Annotated in this window: 19 protein-coding genes and 6 tRNA genes; 18 read left to right on the top strand and 7 right to left on the bottom strand. The window is 43.2% G+C overall.

Translation table 11 applies throughout. The features are described from left to right. Window positions 1-102: 102 nt before the first annotated feature. Both LRM50_RS00005 and LRM50_RS00010 read left to right on the top strand, forming a co-directional pair. Window positions 103-273, top strand: coding sequence for a hypothetical protein (locus LRM50_RS00005; protein WP_243809197.1), 171 nt, complete (start codon window positions 103-105; stop codon window positions 271-273). Window positions 274-284: 11 nt separating this feature from the next. Further along, window positions 285-608: a hypothetical protein gene (locus LRM50_RS00010; protein WP_243809206.1), complete on the top strand. Its 324-nt coding sequence runs from the start codon at window positions 285-287 to the stop codon at window positions 606-608. Here LRM50_RS00010 and LRM50_RS00015 read toward each other — a convergent pair. Both LRM50_RS00015 and LRM50_RS00020 read right to left on the bottom strand, forming a co-directional pair. Then, a tRNA-Gly gene (locus LRM50_RS00015) sits at window positions 586-661 on the bottom strand. The genes LRM50_RS00010 and LRM50_RS00015 overlap by 23 nt on opposite strands. A gap of 49 nt (window positions 662-710) precedes the next feature. Further along, window positions 711-786: transfer RNA gene (locus LRM50_RS00020), tRNA-Phe, on the bottom strand. A gap of 67 nt (window positions 787-853) precedes the next feature. Between LRM50_RS00020 and LRM50_RS00025 the strand changes: the two genes are divergently transcribed. The 8 genes from LRM50_RS00025 (at window position 854) to LRM50_RS00060 (ending at window position 7017) form a co-directional block, all read left to right on the top strand. Next, window positions 854-928, top strand: a tRNA-Gly gene (locus tag LRM50_RS00025). 81 nt (window positions 929-1009) lie between these two features. After that, the gene (locus LRM50_RS00030; RefSeq protein ID WP_243809208.1) at window positions 1010-1663 is read left to right on the top strand and encodes a hypothetical protein; all 654 of its coding nucleotides are present in this window, start codon (window positions 1010-1012) and stop codon (window positions 1661-1663) included. Window positions 1664-1750: 87 nt separating this feature from the next. Continuing rightward, a complete protein-coding gene (locus LRM50_RS00035) occupies window positions 1751-2791 on the top strand; it encodes an AAA family ATPase (protein ID WP_146555343.1) in 1041 nt (346 codons plus the stop codon). Between the two features lies 1 nt (window position 2792). Next, entirely contained in the window at window positions 2793-3668 is an 876-nt protein-coding gene (locus LRM50_RS00040; RefSeq protein WP_243809213.1) for a DUF58 domain-containing protein, read from the top strand. Then, window positions 3658-4137, top strand: a complete 480-nt coding sequence (locus LRM50_RS00045; RefSeq protein WP_146424092.1) for a hypothetical protein — start codon at window positions 3658-3660, stop codon at window positions 4135-4137. The genes LRM50_RS00040 and LRM50_RS00045 overlap by 11 nt, the downstream gene beginning before the upstream one ends. After that, window positions 4128-5162, top strand: a complete 1035-nt coding sequence (locus tag LRM50_RS00050) for a vWA domain-containing protein (protein ID WP_243809223.1) — start codon at window positions 4128-4130, stop codon at window positions 5160-5162. The genes LRM50_RS00045 and LRM50_RS00050 overlap by 10 nt, the downstream gene beginning before the upstream one ends. Continuing rightward, the gene (locus LRM50_RS00055; RefSeq protein ID WP_243809224.1) at window positions 5144-6172 is read left to right on the top strand and encodes a vWA domain-containing protein; all 1029 of its coding nucleotides are present in this window, start codon (window positions 5144-5146) and stop codon (window positions 6170-6172) included. The genes LRM50_RS00050 and LRM50_RS00055 overlap by 19 nt, the downstream gene beginning before the upstream one ends. After that, window positions 6169-7017 (top strand): tetratricopeptide repeat protein, encoded by an 849-nt coding sequence (locus tag LRM50_RS00060; protein WP_243809227.1) that lies wholly within the window; start codon window positions 6169-6171, stop codon window positions 7015-7017. The genes LRM50_RS00055 and LRM50_RS00060 overlap by 4 nt, the downstream gene beginning before the upstream one ends. 3 nt (window positions 7018-7020) lie before the next feature. Here the strand turns inward: LRM50_RS00060 and LRM50_RS00065 are convergent, their stop codons facing one another. Further along, entirely contained in the window at window positions 7021-7767 is a 747-nt protein-coding gene (locus LRM50_RS00065; RefSeq protein WP_129743970.1) for a slipin family protein, read from the bottom strand. Between the two features lie 101 nt (window positions 7768-7868). Here LRM50_RS00065 and LRM50_RS00070 point away from each other — a divergent pair, with 101 nt between their 5' ends. From LRM50_RS00070 to LRM50_RS00080, 3 genes are all read left to right on the top strand, one after another. Continuing rightward, window positions 7869-9041, top strand: coding sequence for a replication-associated recombination protein A (locus LRM50_RS00070; protein ID WP_243809228.1), 1173 nt, complete (start codon window positions 7869-7871; stop codon window positions 9039-9041). A 35-nt stretch (window positions 9042-9076) separates the two neighbouring features. Next, a complete protein-coding gene (locus LRM50_RS00075; RefSeq protein ID WP_243809230.1) occupies window positions 9077-9649 on the top strand; it encodes a hypothetical protein in 573 nt (190 codons plus the stop codon). A gap of 194 nt (window positions 9650-9843) precedes the next feature. Continuing rightward, window positions 9844-10332: a hypothetical protein gene (locus tag LRM50_RS00080; RefSeq protein WP_243809233.1), complete on the top strand. Its 489-nt coding sequence runs from the start codon at window positions 9844-9846 to the stop codon at window positions 10330-10332. A gap of 61 nt (window positions 10333-10393) precedes the next feature. On the opposite strand, the gene typA is transcribed toward LRM50_RS00080, so the two are convergent. The 3 genes from typA to LRM50_RS00095 form a co-directional block, all read right to left on the bottom strand. Beyond that, window positions 10394-12217, bottom strand: coding sequence for a translational GTPase TypA (gene typA / locus LRM50_RS00085; protein WP_248286795.1), 1824 nt, complete (start codon window positions 12215-12217; stop codon window positions 10394-10396). A 72-nt stretch (window positions 12218-12289) separates the two neighbouring features. Then, window positions 12290-12772, bottom strand: coding sequence for a DUF2798 domain-containing protein (locus LRM50_RS00090; RefSeq protein ID WP_243809241.1), 483 nt, complete (start codon window positions 12770-12772; stop codon window positions 12290-12292). 158 nt (window positions 12773-12930) lie between these two features. After that, window positions 12931-13007: transfer RNA gene (locus LRM50_RS00095), tRNA-Val, on the bottom strand. 364 nt (window positions 13008-13371) lie between these two features. Between LRM50_RS00095 and LRM50_RS00100 the strand changes: the two genes are divergently transcribed. From LRM50_RS00100 to LRM50_RS00110, 3 genes are all read left to right on the top strand, one after another. Then, on the top strand, window positions 13372-13920 hold the full coding sequence (locus LRM50_RS00100) for a non-canonical purine NTP pyrophosphatase (RefSeq protein WP_243809243.1): 549 nt from the start codon (window positions 13372-13374) through the stop codon (window positions 13918-13920). Then, window positions 13902-14042 carry a hypothetical protein gene (locus tag LRM50_RS00105; RefSeq protein ID WP_243809246.1) on the top strand — a complete coding sequence of 47 codons (141 nt, stop codon included), beginning with the start codon at window positions 13902-13904 and terminating at the stop codon, window positions 14040-14042. Before LRM50_RS00100 ends, LRM50_RS00105 begins: the two co-directional genes overlap by 19 nt. A gap of 228 nt (window positions 14043-14270) precedes the next feature. Continuing rightward, window positions 14271-14723, top strand: coding sequence for a hypothetical protein (locus LRM50_RS00110; RefSeq protein ID WP_243809251.1), 453 nt, complete (start codon window positions 14271-14273; stop codon window positions 14721-14723). 128 nt (window positions 14724-14851) lie between these two features. Here the strand turns inward: LRM50_RS00110 and LRM50_RS00115 are convergent. After that, window positions 14852-14936: transfer RNA gene (locus tag LRM50_RS00115), tRNA-Leu, on the bottom strand. Window positions 14937-15020: 84 nt separating this feature from the next. Between LRM50_RS00115 and LRM50_RS00120 the strand changes: the two genes are divergently transcribed. After that, the gene (locus LRM50_RS00120; RefSeq protein WP_243809252.1) at window positions 15021-16631 is read left to right on the top strand and encodes an FAD-binding oxidoreductase; all 1611 of its coding nucleotides are present in this window, start codon (window positions 15021-15023) and stop codon (window positions 16629-16631) included. Window positions 16632-16671: 40 nt separating this feature from the next. Then, window positions 16672-16758: transfer RNA gene (locus LRM50_RS00125), tRNA-Leu, on the top strand. Window positions 16759-16869: the final 111 nt, after the last annotated feature.

The following is a 16869-nucleotide window of genomic DNA, read 5'->3' on the forward strand; positions in this document are numbered from 1 at the left end:
GAGCAACTACATATCCTTGCGTTGCTATGTCTTGGTGAATAGAATTTTATTAAAGGAGCTACAGTATGCAAATTAAAAAACGCCACATTCTATCAACAGGACATGACGAACGACGGCAAGAAGCTGCTTATATCATCGCTTGATAGAATATGGCAGGAGCGTAGAAAGAGTGCTTCGCTAGAAAAGGCGCAAATGCGGAGAGACATACAGACCTTAGAGAAGCAGGTCGATGAATTGGTCGAGGCTGCTATTGCGCCTCAAATTCTCCTATAAAAGACGACATTATGAAAAAGATAGCGATACACAAGAATAAGCTTGTTGAATTAGAAGATAGGATTGAGTCTCTGGAAGACATAAACGAACAAGACAAGGCTCGATTCATGGAGTTTACCCTGGAGAGGGCCGAGCAAATGTGGCGACATTTTTTGCAGTTACCAAAAGATAAGCTACTACAGTGTAAACAATTGCTAATTCCTGCTGGATTCTGGGTTGACGAAAACGAAAATGTTTACACTCCTGAAATCAGCGTACTTTACAGATTAGCTACAAACAAAAAAGACCTTTCAGAGCTTGAAAAGTCTTTCATGGTGCGGGTAAGGAGACTCTAACTCCTGGCCTCTTCCATGGCAAGGAAGCGCTCTAACAACTGAGCTATACCCGCATGTTGTTCACGATTTATTGTAACAAAGTCGTGAATGAAATGCAATATTTGGTGGCTCCTCCCAGACTTGAACTGGGGACACAAGGCTCTTCAGGCCTCTGCTCTACCAACTGAGCTAAAGAGCCACAAACTTGCTATTTAATTGTACTAAAGTTGTCGCCATCTGGCAAGGGTGTTATAATTTTATCGAGCGCGGGTGTCGTATAGCGGCTATTATGTGACCTTCCCAAGGTTGAGATGGGAGTTCGACTCTCCCCATCCGCACCATCATGATTTGTTAAATTGGCAAACACTTGAAGTTTAAGTTTCGAGTGTTTTTATTATTTTTAGTGTATAATCATAAGCAATATGTATTACGTGAATCGTATTGAATTGGGTAAGATATTGGCTGATCGTTTAATGGAGTTAAAGGGTCAAGGAGCTGTGGTGATTGCATTGAGGGAAGAATCTTTGACGGCGTGTATTGGCTTGGCCAGCGAAATTAATGCTTGGGTGTTTCCTTTACTTAGTCGTCGGATAACTATTCCGGGTGACCCGAGACCTATGGGACTTATTGACCCAGCAGGAATATTTACGTGGAGTCCTGATTTAGAAAAAGTTCAGCGCGATGGAATTGAAATGGAATCTCACGGAGTATTAGAGGATGCAAAACGTCAGGCATTTTCAGATCTTAATCGTGTGCTCGACCAATACGGTCAGTTTTCAAAAGACTCGCTGAATGGTCGGGTATTATTATTGACAGGAGACATTGTAGAAGATCGTCTGGAAATTGCGATGGCACTTGAGTACCTTAAGAGTGTACGATATAAAGCCATTTATGGCTTAGGTGGCAACGTAGACAGCTTGGCCGCCGATTATTATCATATACAAACAGACAAAAGTGTCGCGCTTGACGTAATGACCCATATGTTTCCTGCTGAACATTATTTTGAACAAAAAGATAGCTACACTCCAGAAGAATGTAGATTATTGGTAACGAATATTTCACAATATTGGACATAAAGAAAGGACTATATGGATCCAAATAACGTTAACCCATTATTACAACAGCCGCCTCAGCCAGTTGCTATGCCAATACCGCCTCAGCCAATGGTGCAGCCGACAGGTGTCACGCCAACTGATTTTCGACCAAGTTCTAGTGTTTTATCTAGTGATGAACTGAGTAGCGCGCAGGCGATTATTAAAACGATTTCTGAGGCGTTTTCTTCTCGAGTGGTTGGGCAGGAAAATCTTCGCACGGCGCTTATAGTTAGTGTGATTACTGGAGGTCACATCTTACTAGAGAGTGTACCGGGGCTCGCAAAAACTACGGCGGTACAGACGTTGGCTGCGAGTGTCCATGGATCGTTTAAGCGTATCCAGTGCACACCAGATTTGTTGCCTAGTGATATTATCGGAACTCAGATTTACGATTATAATAAGGGGCAATTCCGAACTGAGCTCGGGCCGGTTCATGCTAATTTCGTGTTGCTGGATGAGATTAACCGCTCGAGTGCGAAAACTCAAAGTGCTATGCTGGAAGCGATGCAGGAGAAACAGACCAGCATTGGCGGTGAGCGTTATGATTTACCGCGACCGTTTATGGTTTTAGCTACTCAAAACCCGATCGAACAAGAAGGTACTTATGAATTGCCAGAGGCACAATTGGACAGATTCCTATTAAAGGAAATTTTGTGGTATCCAGACTCTGGGGAGGAATTGGAGATTCTTAAACGCATTGAGTCTGGCAAATTGGGGGCGGATTTGGATGCTAGTGATTTGCCGCAAGTGGAATTGTCTGCCATTGAAACCTTGCAGAAGTTGGTGAAAAAAGTATATATCGACGATTCGGTCAAGTCATATATTGTGCAGATCGTGTCGGCTACTCGCAATCCGGGGTCTGTCATTTCACCTGATATGGCACGCTATGTTCAATATGGCGGAAGTCCACGTGCTAGTATTGCGTTTTTGCAAGTTGCTAAGGCATTGGCGCTAATGAGCGGTCGCGATTATGTAATTCCAGAAGACGTCAAACAGCTGCGATACAGTGTATTGCGACATCGTATTATTTTGAATTTTGAGGCTGTGGCTGACCAAATCCATGCTGAAGCCATTATTGATGCAATTTTTAACGCCGTAACTGCTCCATAATATGCCAAGTCTACTTGTCAAAGTCAAAGCTAAGATGACTCTGCACGCTCATGAGAAAGTGAGAGGTCTTTTAGAGGGGCAATACGGTTCTGTTTTTAAGGGGCGTAGTTTGGACTTTGATGACCTACGTGAATACCTGCCAGGTGATGATATCAAGGATATTGATTGGCGGGCAACGGCGCGTAGCGGTAGCACTAGAATTAGGCGATATGTAGCGGTGCGTAAGCATAATATTTTGTTAGTGGTTGATACTGGTCGAAGTATGGCGGCAACTAGCGAGGATGGCGATAGTAAGCGTGATGTTAGCGTGATGATTGCTGGGATTTTAAGCTATATCGCGCTTAAGCATGGCGATTTGGTAGGTTTGGTGGCGGGAGATTCTCGAAGCAATTATCACTTGTCTTTTAAAGGCGGCAACTCACATGTTGAGCAATTATTGCAGCAAATTCACAAATCGACAAATTTGGACTCTGCGCCGAGCCGAATTGCTAATCAATTGGAATATATATCACAGCATCTGCGACGTAAAATGATGCTAGTTATTATTACTGATGAAAGTGAGATTACAGAAGAATGCCAACAGGTTTTGCGGCGACTGCGAGCGCAACATGAGATTGTTTGGGTGACTATCGGTGACTATTCAGGCCTAAATTGTAATCATGAATCGTACGATATTGATGGGCTGGCTAGTTTACCGTATTTTATCCGTAAGCAGGGGCAGATTCTACAGGAATTTAATAACTATCGAAATCAGCTTAGACTATCGCATACAAAAACGCTTGATAGATTAGGGATAGTTAGTGGCTATGTTTCTGGTGATCGTAATGTGGTTAGTGAATTATTTAAGATATTGGAGAGACAACGGCATGTCAAATAAATTAGAATTGCGTGAATGGGTGGATTATCAGCCGATTTGGCTGGTAATTGGATTGATCTTGCTTGTCTTATTGGTGGTGTGGTATTTTTTTGTGTTTTTCAGTACGAGGCGCAGAAAACAGCAGACATTGGCAACATTAAAGCCTAGGCCATATATTCCGCCAGATTTGACTAATCTCAAAGCGAAATATCAGACGCTGATCGATGAAGTGGAACAGAAGTACACGACAAAGGAATTGTCTGCGCGTCAGGTTCATCAGAAATTGAGCTATCTTTTGCGAATGTTTGTATTTGAGACACGCGGGCATCGAGTTGATACGTTGACGCTGAACGATTTGAAAAAGACGCGATACAGTGAATTGACTAAGGCTATTGAACAATTTTATATGCCAGAGTTTGCTGCTGTTGAGCGCGGAAATGTCCATGAAGCATTAGAGCTATCCAGAAAGGTGGTGGCTGAATGGAACTAGTAGCTTGGCGGTTGTCGTTATTACTGATATTGGTGTTGGTGATTGCGGGTGCTGTCTCGCGATTGCGTAATAAGAAACGCCAACCTAAAATTGCGGGAACTTCTTTGCCAGTAGCTAATTCTTATAGATTAATCCGATTGCCTGAATATCAAAAATACTTTAGGCGATACAAACATCTGATATCGGTAGCTTTATTGATAGTCGCCATGTCTGTTGTTATGATTATTATCTTGGCGGGGAGACCGACAACAAAGACGGTGATTGAGCCGGAGTCGCGCAATCGTGATATTATGCTGTGTCTAGATGTTTCTGGATCTATGTATGAAGCTGACTCTGAGATCTTGAGAGTCTACGCAGAGCTTTCTAAAGGATTTAAAGGTGAGAGAATTGGTCTGGTGTTGTTTGATAGCTCGCCGGTTGTTGTTTTTCCTCTGACGGACGATTATGATTTTGTAACAAAACAGCTTGAATCTGCTGCTGAAGCATTTAAGTATTCTTTTAGTGGCAAGTATAACTCCGAGAAAACAAAGCGCATATATGATTTGATAAGTGGCGTATATGAGGGGGATGGCTCGTCGCTAATTGGGGATGGACTGGCTGGTTGTGTTAATCGTTTTGACAAGCTAGATCATAAACGTTCGCGGTCGATAATATTTGGAACTGATAATTACCTGGCGGGAAGGCCAGTAGTTACACTAAAGGAGGCGGCTGAATATGCCAAAGATAAAGACATTCGCGTTTACGGTATTAATCCGGCAGATTATTCAACAGGTGGCAAATATGGATCTACATCGGAAAAAGTCAAAGAGTTCAAGGAGTCGATGTTGCTGACGAATGGCGATTATTATAAAATGACTGATATTGGCGCTGTATCATCTATCATCAATAAAGTTACAGAGCAGGAGGCAACGCGATTTAAGGGAACTCCACAGATAGTTTACAGTGATCAGACAGTAATATTTTTAGCTATTTTGCTAATTAGCTTTATTGCTTTAATGATAATTTCATGGAGATTGCGCGTATGATTTTACAGCCGCTTTTATCGTGGTGGATTTTGGCGATTATATTTTTACCAATAGTCATATTCTGTGTTTGGCTTATTGTAATAAACAAGACTGCTCGTAAAAGTTGGACGCGTCGCTTGGCGATAATTATCCTAATATTGCTGGCTTTCTTGCGTCCATCTATTCCTGGCGTGTCGAAGCATACTGGCAATGCATCGCTAGACGTATTTTTTATAATTGACGCTACGTATAGTGTCAAGGCGATGGATTATGATGGGAATAAAGAGCGATTAGAGGGAATTAGAAAAGATGTAAAAGACATTGCCGCCAAGCTGGTGGGGGCTCGGTTTAGTGTGGTGATTTTTGACACTAGCGCATATGTAGCGCTACCTTTAACCTCAGACACTTCAACACTAGCTTCAACAGTCGACACTATACAGCCGCAATATGAATTTTATGGCAAGGGCAGTTCGATCGATATGCCATTAGAGATAACAGAGAAAGAATTATCTCGCGTTAGTAAGGTGTCTCCTGGTCGGGGACTAGTGTTATTCTATCTAGGCGATGGCGAGCAAACAGAGGAAGAGAAGCCCAAATCATTTAGTCCTATAAAAAAATATATCAAAGGCGGCGCAGTCCTTGGCTATGGCACGAGCTCTGGCGGTAAAATGCACGGTCCCTTTTGGGGTACAAAATACCAATCGGATAGTCAAGAATTTATCAAGGATCTTAGTACGGGCAATTATCCAGCGCCCGATGCTTTGTCAAAAATAGACGAAGCTAACTTAAAAAATATCGCTGATCAAGCGGGAATTAAATATATCCATCGTACTAAACCGGGCGAGATAGAAGAAGTAACGAAGGCCATTGATATAGGCTCAATCGTTCGTCAAAATAAGGAAGCGTCTTCGTATGATGATATTTCGTGGATGTTTATGCCACTAATCTTGCTATTGATATGCTTTGACGCAGGAGCTATTTATCATACGTTTCAGAATTTAAGGCGTCAACAAAAACGGAGTAAGTTATGAGTAGAAGACCTTTTGATTTAGCAAAATTAGATTTTGAGGGTATACGATTACGCAAGCGTAAGAAATTATTACTATTTTCGTCATTACCGGTTGGTGTAGTGATGTTGATTACAATAAAAATGCTAAGTCTTCCCATACTGTCTGGCGTTGCGCATATGAATTACGGTCAATCTCAGAATGATAGTGCGATCTCATGGTTGCAGCCGCTGACTTGGGCGAATTGGATGGAGCCGTACAAAGTTTATTTTAATCAAGGCAATGCTTATTTCAAATCTGGAAAATATGATCAATCCGAAGGAAAATTTCGCCAAGCTTTAGAGTCTGTACCTGAGGCGAAAGAGTGTGATGTGCGTATTAATTTAGCATTGAGTATTGAGCAGCAAGCTGATAGACTGCTATCAGAGAAAAAATACGATGCCGCAATTTTGAAGTATGACGATGCTAAGGCAGTTCTTTACGACGGTGAAGATAGCTGTAGCGTCAGGTTTCATAATAAGATGACAGAAAGTGATAATAGCAACGATTCTGATGACAAAGAAAACGACAATCAGCAAGGAAGTGATAATTCTGGTGACAATAGCCGGGACGTACGTAACATTGAAAAACGAATTAAGGTCAAGTCAAGTTCCGCAAAGCAGCGCAGGAACGATGACAAGATAACACAAACTGACGAGAAAGACAGCTCTACTAAGGATTTGAAGGACACTGAACAGAAAATGAAGAAGCTTGAAGATAATGCTAATAAGGCTCAGAAGAAGCGTGTTGAGCGTAACCAACAAAATAGACATAATGAAGATTATGAGAAAAATCACGGCAAAAGTGATTATAGAAAGAAATCTTGGTAAGTTCTATTTTTTGCCGCCACGGATTGCGTCGATGAGTTCGATAGGGAATAACATCATCGTCTTTTGACTTGGCTCTGTAGAGATTCGCTCTAAGGTGTTCAATGTTCGTAGATTGATAGCGCCTTGAGTTTTTGCTAGGATTTCTGCGGCTTGGGCTAATGTTTCGGCTGCAGCTTTTTCACCGTCAGCATTGATGATGTTGGCGCGGCGCTCGCGTTCTGCTTCGGCTTGTTTGGCCATAGCACGTTTCATATCGCCAGGAAGCTCGATGTTCTGAATCTTAACGTTTTCGACATCGATACCCCATTTGTCAGTTTCGGCATCAACAATTTCCTTGATCTGCTGAGAAATCTCTTCGCGCTTGGCGAGCAAATCGTCCATGTCAACGTTACCAGTGACGTCGCGCAGTGCTGCTTGGGCAAATTGGCTAGTCGCGTAAATATAGTTCGTGGTTTCTAACACGGCTTTTGGCGCGTTGATAACTCGGAAATAAACTACCGCATCAACGCCGACCGTGACGTTGTCTTTGGTGATGACTTCTTGTTTTGGAACGTCAATTGGAGTTGAACGAATATCGACCAACATCATTGTCTGCAATCCTGGAATGACGACTCTTAATCCTGGTTCACGAACGCCGGTGAATCGGCCAAGTGTTAAAACCACGCCGCGCTGATATTGATTGACGATTTTAATGCCACCAAGCACATAAAGCCCGATAGATACTAAGATTATTACTACAAATGCTCCCATTTTTCCTCCTATTTATATAGATCTATTGTAGCATTTTGTGCGAGGAAAGTGTAACGGCGGACGACTTTTTGTCTTTATGGATTTCGCGATATAATGGAAGTATGAGTGATAGTAGGCAGCCGCTGGCTGAGCGGTTGAGACCGCAGACGTTGGACGAGGTGATAGGACAGAGTCATTTGCTTGGTGAGGGCGAGTTGTTGAGGCGAATCGTTAAGAATGGCGAGCCGGTCAGTTTGATATTGTGGGGTCCGCCGGGGACTGGGAAGACGACATTGGCGCGGATTATTGCGCGTGAGGTGAAGGCGGAGTTTATTGAATTATCGGCAGTTATAAGCGGAAAAAAGGACGTTGAACAGGTAATTGAACACGCCCGTCAAAATTGGAATTTAGGACTTAGAACAATTCTATTCGTTGACGAAATTCATCGCTTCAATAAAGCACAACAAGACGCGTTTTTGCCGCACGTTGAGAGTGGACTAATTACGTTAATCGGTGCAACGACCGAGAATCCGAGCTTTGAAGTCATTACGCCGCTACTGTCGCGTTCACGGGTTTTGGTTCTTCAGCGATTGACAAAAGACGAAATCATATCTGTATTAAAAAGAGCGCTGAAAGTCCTGAAAAAGTCCAAGCAAGTTTCACCCAAGGCACTGGATTATTTGGCGGAGTTATCAGATGGAGACGCAAGGGTAGCACTGGGAAATTTGGAATTGGTGCTGAGTTTTAATGAAAAAGTAACGCCGGAAGTGGTGAAGGCGGCAGCTCAGAAGCGACTTCCAGGCTATGATAAAAAAGGTGATTCGCATTACGACGTGATTTCCGCTTTTATCAAGTCGCTAAGAGGTAGTGACGTGACGGCTGCGACGTATTATTTGGCGCGAATGATTGACGCGGGCGAGGATCCGAAGTTTATTGCTCGGCGAATGGTGATTTTTGCATCGGAAGATATCGGGCTGGCGGGTAATGGTGCGCTGAGCTTGGCAATTGCGACGTTTGAGGCTGTCGAGCGCGTCGGCCTTCCGGAGGCGAAGTATAATTTATTCCATTGCGCTATTGCGTTGGCTCGTAGTCAGAAGTCGCGTGAAATTACCGATTTAATGCACGGCGCTTTTGAATTGGCGCGTAAATATCCGAATTCTCCCGTGCCGTTGCATCTCAGAAACGCTCCGACCAAATTGATGAAAGATTTGGGCTATAACAAGGACTACAAGTGGCAAGCTGGTTTTAAGCATGACAAAGGATTTTTACCAGAGGAAATTAAGGATGTGGTATAATTGGCATATCAATATTCTTAAAAGGAGAAGTTAATATGCCAAAACAAGAACCTCAGCAGCCGCAATATGCGTCACAGCCTGATCCAAACAGCTATCAATACGTCCAAGTTCCACAAAACACAGTTGCCGTTCAGGTAATACAGCCAGGTATTAGCGGTTGGCTAATGTATTTTGTACTATTGATTGGATCCAATGCTCTCGGAGCTCTGGTTTCACTGGTCGCCTATGCTATGGGTATTGAATTTATGTCTGTTGTAGGCATTCTTCTACTTGTTAGCGCTTTAGCGTCTATCGGGGTAAGTATTACTACTATAGTATTGATTAGTTTACGCAAAAGCGCTGGTCGCGTATTAGCTATGGTGGCTGCTGTTGTTAATAGCTTAAATGGGGCTTTATTTTGGATTAGTATTATTCCTAAGTCAGCCGAAGCTGCTGTAAATAATCTAAACTCTACGACGTATGCTGGCACTGAATATCTTGCTGTCTCTAATCCTGATAGCATATTAATAACCCAAATATCCATAGGCATCTCTTATGCAGTGGTGGCTTTGATAAGCATACTTTATTTTGCATTGTCGAAGCGAGTTAAAGTAACCTTGGTTGAATAGGGTTATTTCGGATCTTCGCGGAATAGTGTATGGAATAAAGATGTATAAAAATAAACCGCTCCATTACGGGGCGGTTATTTTTTACGACTGACGCGACAGTTGCTTTGTAGCGTATTAAAGCGGCTTTGGTTAAGTAGATGAATCTGTGATAAGATAGAATTACCTGTTTAGATTTATATAAAAGGAGAAATAATATGCAAAATCAAGACCAGCAGCAACCATCATATTCGCAACAGTCGGGCGATCAGCAATTTAAGCCATCAGAAGGATCCTATGTTGGAATTAAGGATTGGCTGAGGACTTTTGTTATTTTATTTGCCCTGCAGGCGGCATCTGATATATATTCATTATTTTCGTCATTTGCCAATCCAATTGGGGTATGGGAAGTTATTGGCATTATTTGGCATATTATTTCGGGTGTAATGGCGACATCTGCCGCAGTTCTAATTTTAATGCGTAAAAAGATTGGTAAACAGATGGCTATTGCTAATATCGTGGTTGGAACGGTTGCGTATGTAGTATACATGATTGTTGTTGGTATTGCTACCAACTCGGAGGTTAAGGATGCGGGATTTGTTGTTACGTGGTTTGGGGGAATTACCCTATTGGCAGTCTTAACGGACATAGCATGTATATTGTATTTCTTGAAGTCTCGTCGAGTCAAAGAAACTCTTATCAATTAACCGATGCTTACATGAAAAATAGCCGCCTCATTACGGGGCGGTTATTTTGTGGTTTACACGACTATTGTTTCGCGGCGCGTTTTCGTTCGTTTGCGTCCAGATATCGCTTGCGAAGTCGTAATGATTTTGGCGTGACCTCCAAAAGCTCATCATCTTCGATAAAGTCGATACATTGCTCCAAGCTAAATTGCGTAAATGGCGTCAATTGCACAGTTCCATCCGACGACTTGGAACGCATGTTAGTCAAATGCTTGGCTTTACAAACGTTGATTTCGATGTCTTCTTGGCGATTGTAAATCCCGACAATCATCCCGGCGTAAACTTCCGTTCCTGGTCCGACCAATAATTCACCGCGCGCCTCGGCTGCTTGCAGGGCGTAAGGTGTTGTCGTGCCAGCCTCAAACGCGATCAAAACTCCATTGCGGGTTTTTGGCAGTTTTCCGCCAAGCGGTTGATATCCGTGAGGCAGGGAATTCATAATCACCGTACCTCTGGTGGCGGTCAATAAAATGTTGCGCAGACCAATCAGCGCCCTCGTCGGCAAAATGTAAGTTAAACGAGCAGCGCCAGCGGTGGTCGTTTCCTGAGATTTCATTTCGGCGTGTCGTGCGCCAAGCTCTTGGCTAATCGCGCCGATAAATTCGCTCCCAACCTCAATTTGCAATTCTTCAATCGGTTCTTTTTCGACGCCGTCCTCGGTAATTGTAACGACTTGCGGTCGTCCAACCTCAAACTCAAAGCCTTCACGTCGCATGGTTTCAATCAAAACACTTAAGTGCAATTCGCCGCGCCCAGAAATCGTAAAGCCAATTCCGTTTTCCTCAACGCGTAGCGCCACGTTGGTTTCAAGCTCTCGCTTCAATCGGTCGCCAATTTGCCTGGATGTCGTAAAGTCGCCCTCGCGACCTTTCATTGGGCTGGTGTTCGGTCCGAGGTACATGCTCAAGGTCGGCGCTTCAATGTCAATTGTTGGCAGCGCTTCAGGCTGCTCTTTGTCGGCAATCGTATCGCCAATATGCGCGTCAGCTACGCCAACCAGCGCCACAATGTCGCCTGCAAAAGCTTCGTCAAGTTCCTCGCGATTCAAGCCGCGATAGCCAAAAACTTTCTCAATTCGTGCAGAACCTGCGACTTCGCCATTTTTCATCAAACTGACTTGCAAGCCACGCTTAACAGATCCGCGAGCAATTCGCCCAATCGCATATTTTCCCTGGAATGTGTCGTACTGTAAGCTAGTAACGAGCAATTGAAACGCACCGTTTTCTGTCACATCTGGCGCTGGAATATCATTAATAATTGCGTCAAAAATTGGCGTCAAATCCGCGTCTTCGTTGGTATTTGCAGGAATTTCTTTCCATGATTTTTCGTCGCGTCCGATTGCGTAATAAATTGGATATTGCAATTGAGAATCGTCGGTCGCTAGCTCCAAAAACAGACCGCTCAACTCATCTTCAACTTCGGCAATTCGTCTGGCTGGCTTGTCAATCTTATTGATAATCACGACAGGCTTCAGTCCCAGCTCAAGCGCCTTCGCTAATACGAATTTGGTCTGAGGCATCGGACCTTCCTGTGCGTCCACGATTAGCAGAACGCCGTCCGCCATATTCAAGGTTCGCTCAACTTCGCCAGAGAAATCGGCGTGCCCTGGCGTATCAATGATGTTTATTTTGTAGTCACCGTAAAAAATCGACGTTTGTTTGGCGGTGATGGTGATACCGCGCTCGTGCTCTTGATCGCCGGAATCCATAATCAATTCCTGGCTCATCTCGGCTTGGTTGTCGCGGAATGTTCGCGACTGCTTTAATAGCCCGTCAACCATGGTCGTTTTGCCGTGGTCAACGTGGGCAATAATGGCAATGTTTCGAATCTTGCTAGCGTCCTTCATAAAAATATGGTCTGATATTAGCACAGACCTTCCTTTAAGGTAATTATATCACGAAGTAATAGAGGTGACAATTTATTCACTTTCAAGCATGACACGCTCTGGCTTGTATGTTCGCAACATTTTTAAGGATGCTCGAGCAATTGGTCCCGCCGCCAGAAATTGCCACCAAAACGCTACGCAAAAATTTACTGGCCAAGATGAAGCGAATCTAACAGGGAAGTCGAATAATTGCGTTCCTGTCATAGCAAGTCCAATTAAGCTCATAGTTATAGACATTCCAGTTACCATACATAGCGACCTAGCCAAGGCGTGGGATTTTGGGCTATCTTTTTCATGAACGAGGCGCTTTGCTGCTTTTTGGGCGATTTTTGATATTGCAACGCCTTCGACTATCATAACAATCGCGAAAATCACTGGCTGTAAAAGTAGAGCCTTTTTCAGGGACTCTATAGATATTCCAGCGTGTGAGAAAGTGTTGAATAGATTCATGAAGATTGACATAGTGAACGCCATAATGACGCCGTAAAATATTCCTTCTCGTTTGGTGCGAGGCATAATTTCTCCTTTGTTTAGATAATTTTTTGGCAACAAAAAAGTTGCGCTTTATCGATGCAACTAGGGTGTTTTATATTTACAGCATTACACTTTCGTTAGATGAAAGCAACGTATTGACCTCTGTAGATTGTATCAAAAATAATAGCAATTGTCAAAAATGGTGGGAAATACAGGGCTCGAACCTGTGACCTCACGAATGTGAATCGTGCACTCTAGCCAACTGAGCTAATTTCCCGTAATTACATCTGTCGTTTTATTTAACGAACTCGTGATGTGAGCTAATTATAGTTCAGGTTTCAAGTCCTGACAAGTTACGCCGAGCATATCCTATTGACTTTTTTACACAAGTGTGGTATAAATGAAGGTAGCTTTTGTTGACAAGTTGAGTAAACAAGGAGACCATACGAACGGTGATAATAGGCGCAGAAAAGGTGCTTCCTGAGGGGTCGGAATATCCAAATATGAGTCTATCATCCCTCGTTGCTGATACGATCATGGTCTGTTCCAATACTAATTCCTGTACTAGTGGTAATGAAGAATGTTTTTTATGCAAGAGCTGTATGGCAAAGAAAAGAATAATTCAATAAAGGAGGGGCTTTATGAATATAACCTACGCCACAACCAACAAATATAAATTAGCTGGAGCAAACCAGGCATTATTGGGGGCGGGTCTAACACTCACAGCTCCCGACAGGGAGCTACCTGATGTACCGGAAATTCAATCAGATAGCCAAGAAGAAGTATCCATTGATAAAGCTCAAAAATACTACGAACTACTAAAGAGCCCACTGGTTGTTATGGATTCTGGACTGTTCATCAAAAGCCTCAAAGGTTTTCCAGGGGTTTATACGAAGTACGCACTTGATACTATCGGCATAGAAAACATAATAAAATTGCTTAAAGATGACAGAGGGGCATACACTCAGCGTACGGTTACGTATCTAGATGGACTAGAAATCAAGACGTTTGCGTACAAAGTGTATGGCGAATTACTCAGCGAACCACGCGGCGAGAATGGTCGTGACTACGATAAATATTTCAAAGTTGATGGCGCAAACAAGACGATAGCTGAGATGAGTGACGATGAAAAGACCGACATGATAGCTGTAGTATGGAAGGAGTTAGCGCAGTGGTTGCAGCAAAAATAAGTTCAGCGGAGGCGAAACTGATCGACGCCATAAAAGATTATTTATCAGAGAAGGGTGAAGACATTAACAGAGATGGCTTAATTGATACGCCAGAGAGGTTTGTTAAACAATCTAGACCCTAATAATATTGACTTTTTTACACAAGTGTGATATAAGTGAAAGTAGCTTTCGTTGATGAGTTGAGTAAATCCTTGTCCGAAAGTGAACTTTGACAGGCAATCGAACACAAGATGAGTTTTTATTTCTTTTCTGAATGCCAAGAGAACTAAGATCTCATCTTGTGTTGTTAAGAGAACAACACTTCGCTGCACACCCGCAGAGATGAGAACACCAGAAGAAAGGTGAAAACCATGTCCACGCGATTCGAGACCTACGTATTCCACCTTAATATGTCAACCAAATTGCTCAGGCTATTTTGGAAGGACATTCGTCGCACTGTCCTCGATGATATCCTCAATGATTTCCGTTTTGAAGATCCCGTCAAGGAGCGCTGCTTCAGAAGTTCTATTGAATCAGTACAGGATCATACGGAGAGTCTAGGAAATCTCGTATACTACTACTTCCTTGGGGAGTGTGACAAAGAAGGGGTTGATTCCGATGGGCTTGACGCAAAAGACACCGTAGAAGGTGTCTTCGACGAGGCTCTATCAGCCAGACTATCATTCGCAATCATTAAGGAGGTATTGGGGAGCATCCCCATGGAAAACGAAGAAGAGGCAAATTCAGTGGCTGATCTTCAGGTCACAATCTATGACACCCTTCTCCATATCATGAAGATTTCCAGTGATTACCTGCAATCCTAGCGATTCTCTACTCTGCATGGCAGGTGATTGTTCTTTTACGATTGCCTGTCATGTAGACTCTGAACTTATGACATTAAAAATCACCCTGATCATGGGTGATTTTCTTTATGGTGAAAAAATTCAGTTCTTGGTGCGGATGAAAGGACTTGAACCTTCACGCCGTGAGGCACATGCTCCTAAGGCATGCGTGTCTACCAATTCCACCACATCCGCATAACCCGATTATATCAAAACAAATTCTACTTATCAACTGTCCTCGCTTATGTTAAAATTGAAGTAGCATACTAAGGAGGATTGATGAATAAAGTTGCGAAATATTTGAATGAACATCTTAGTGGCGAAGTCGCGTCGCAGGATTTTGCATTGAGTCAAGTTGAAGTTGATAACGGACTTTTGGCGCGCCGACCAGAAATGATTGTTCGTGCGGCTAATATGAACGACATCAGGAAAGTGATGCGATTTTGTTCTCAATTGGCAGAGAAAGGTCATGTTTTACCTGTATTTGTTCGTGGTTGTGGCAATGATGAAACTGGCGCAGCGACGAATAAAGGCATTGCGATTGACGAAAAAACGTATATGAATCGTGTGGTTGGTATTGATCCTCGCCAGCAACTGATTCATGCTCAAGCGGGAATTTCTCTTTCGGCGATCAACGCAACTTTGTCTACACATAAAGGCTTGGGCTTGCCGCGAACCTCGTATGTGGCGGAAGAAGGCACGGTTGGTGGCGCAATTAACACAGCTCCGTCTGGAATATTATCTGGCGCGCATGGTCGTTTTGCTGATGCCGTTCAGCAACTTGAAATTGTCCTAAGTAATGGTGACGTGATCCAGACTGGTCGCATATCTCGACGCGAATTGAGCAAGAAAAAAGGATTATCGACGTTTGAGGGCGAGATTTATCGAGAGATTGATAATTTAATCTCAGATAACGCCGAGCTGATTTCGCAAATGGACCCAGCTTTGCCGGATACAGTTGGCTATAGCGGGATTTCTCAGGTGAAGCAAAAAGACGGGTCGTTTGACTTGACGCCGCTGTTTATTGGTAGTCAGGGAAGTCTGGGTGTGATTTGCGAAGTTATTATGAAGGCGCAATTTATTCGTCCGGAATATTCAGTTGTTGCCGCATCATATAAAAAGTTGTCAGACGCGCAATCAGCCGTGGAATTAGCGATGAAAAATAAGGCTTCGGCAGTGGAAATAATCGACGGGCGATTCTTTCGTCAGGCTGCGGTCGTCGGTAAAGTGGTTGAGTGGGCGCCGAAAGAATGCTTTAAGGGTGCGGTAGTCTTGGCTATCTTTGATGACTTCTCTGACAGAGCACGTAATAAAGCCGCGAAGAAATTGACTAGAAAATTGGAATCATCAGAAGCGATTGACATAAAAACTCTACATTTAGAAGAGCAGGATTTGTTCAGTTTGCATTCTGTTTTGGCTTTGGCGGAAACTCCAAGCGAGCCGCATATGATTACGCCACGCGTTTTCTCAGGGATTTTAATGGCGCCAGAAAAGATTGACAGTTTTCTTAGCGAGTTGAAGTCGCTGGAGTCTAAGTACGGCGTGGATTTGCCAGTTTTTGTTGACTTTTCAAGCGATTATATTTCTTTGCATCCGACGTTTGACAGTAAAAAGGTGAGTGAACGCCAGAAGATTCTTCAATTGTTGGCAGAAATTTCTCAAATTGTTAATAAGTACGAAGGTTCTTTTGCGGGCTTTGGTGGTGACGGAAGGCTGAAGGCTAACTTTATCTATAAAAATCTGCCAGATGATGAAAAGCAATTATACGCAAAGGTGAAAAAAATCTTTGATCCAGCTGGAATTTTTAACCCAGGAATTAAAGCGGAGGCTCAACCGAAGGAGTTGGCAGCGGAATTAAACGCGTGGTGTAAGCTTCGTAATCAAGCTTGATACTGGGTGAGAATTGGGCTATAATTGACGCGTAGCCCATGCGGATGTGGCGGAATTGGTAGACGCGCTAGCTTCAGGTGCTAGTGTACGCAAGTACGTGAAGGTTCAAGTCCTTTCATCCGCACCAAGAACTGAGATTTTTCACCATAAGAAAATCACCCTGAGATTGGGTGATTTTTGTTAGCTTAAATTCAGAGTCTACATGACAGGCAATCGCAAAAGAACAACTGCCTGCCAT

It is taken from the genome of Candidatus Nanosynbacter sp. TM7-053, from assembly GCF_022828375.1.
GTDB lineage: Bacteria > Patescibacteriota > Saccharimonadia > Saccharimonadales > Saccharimonadaceae > Nanosynbacter.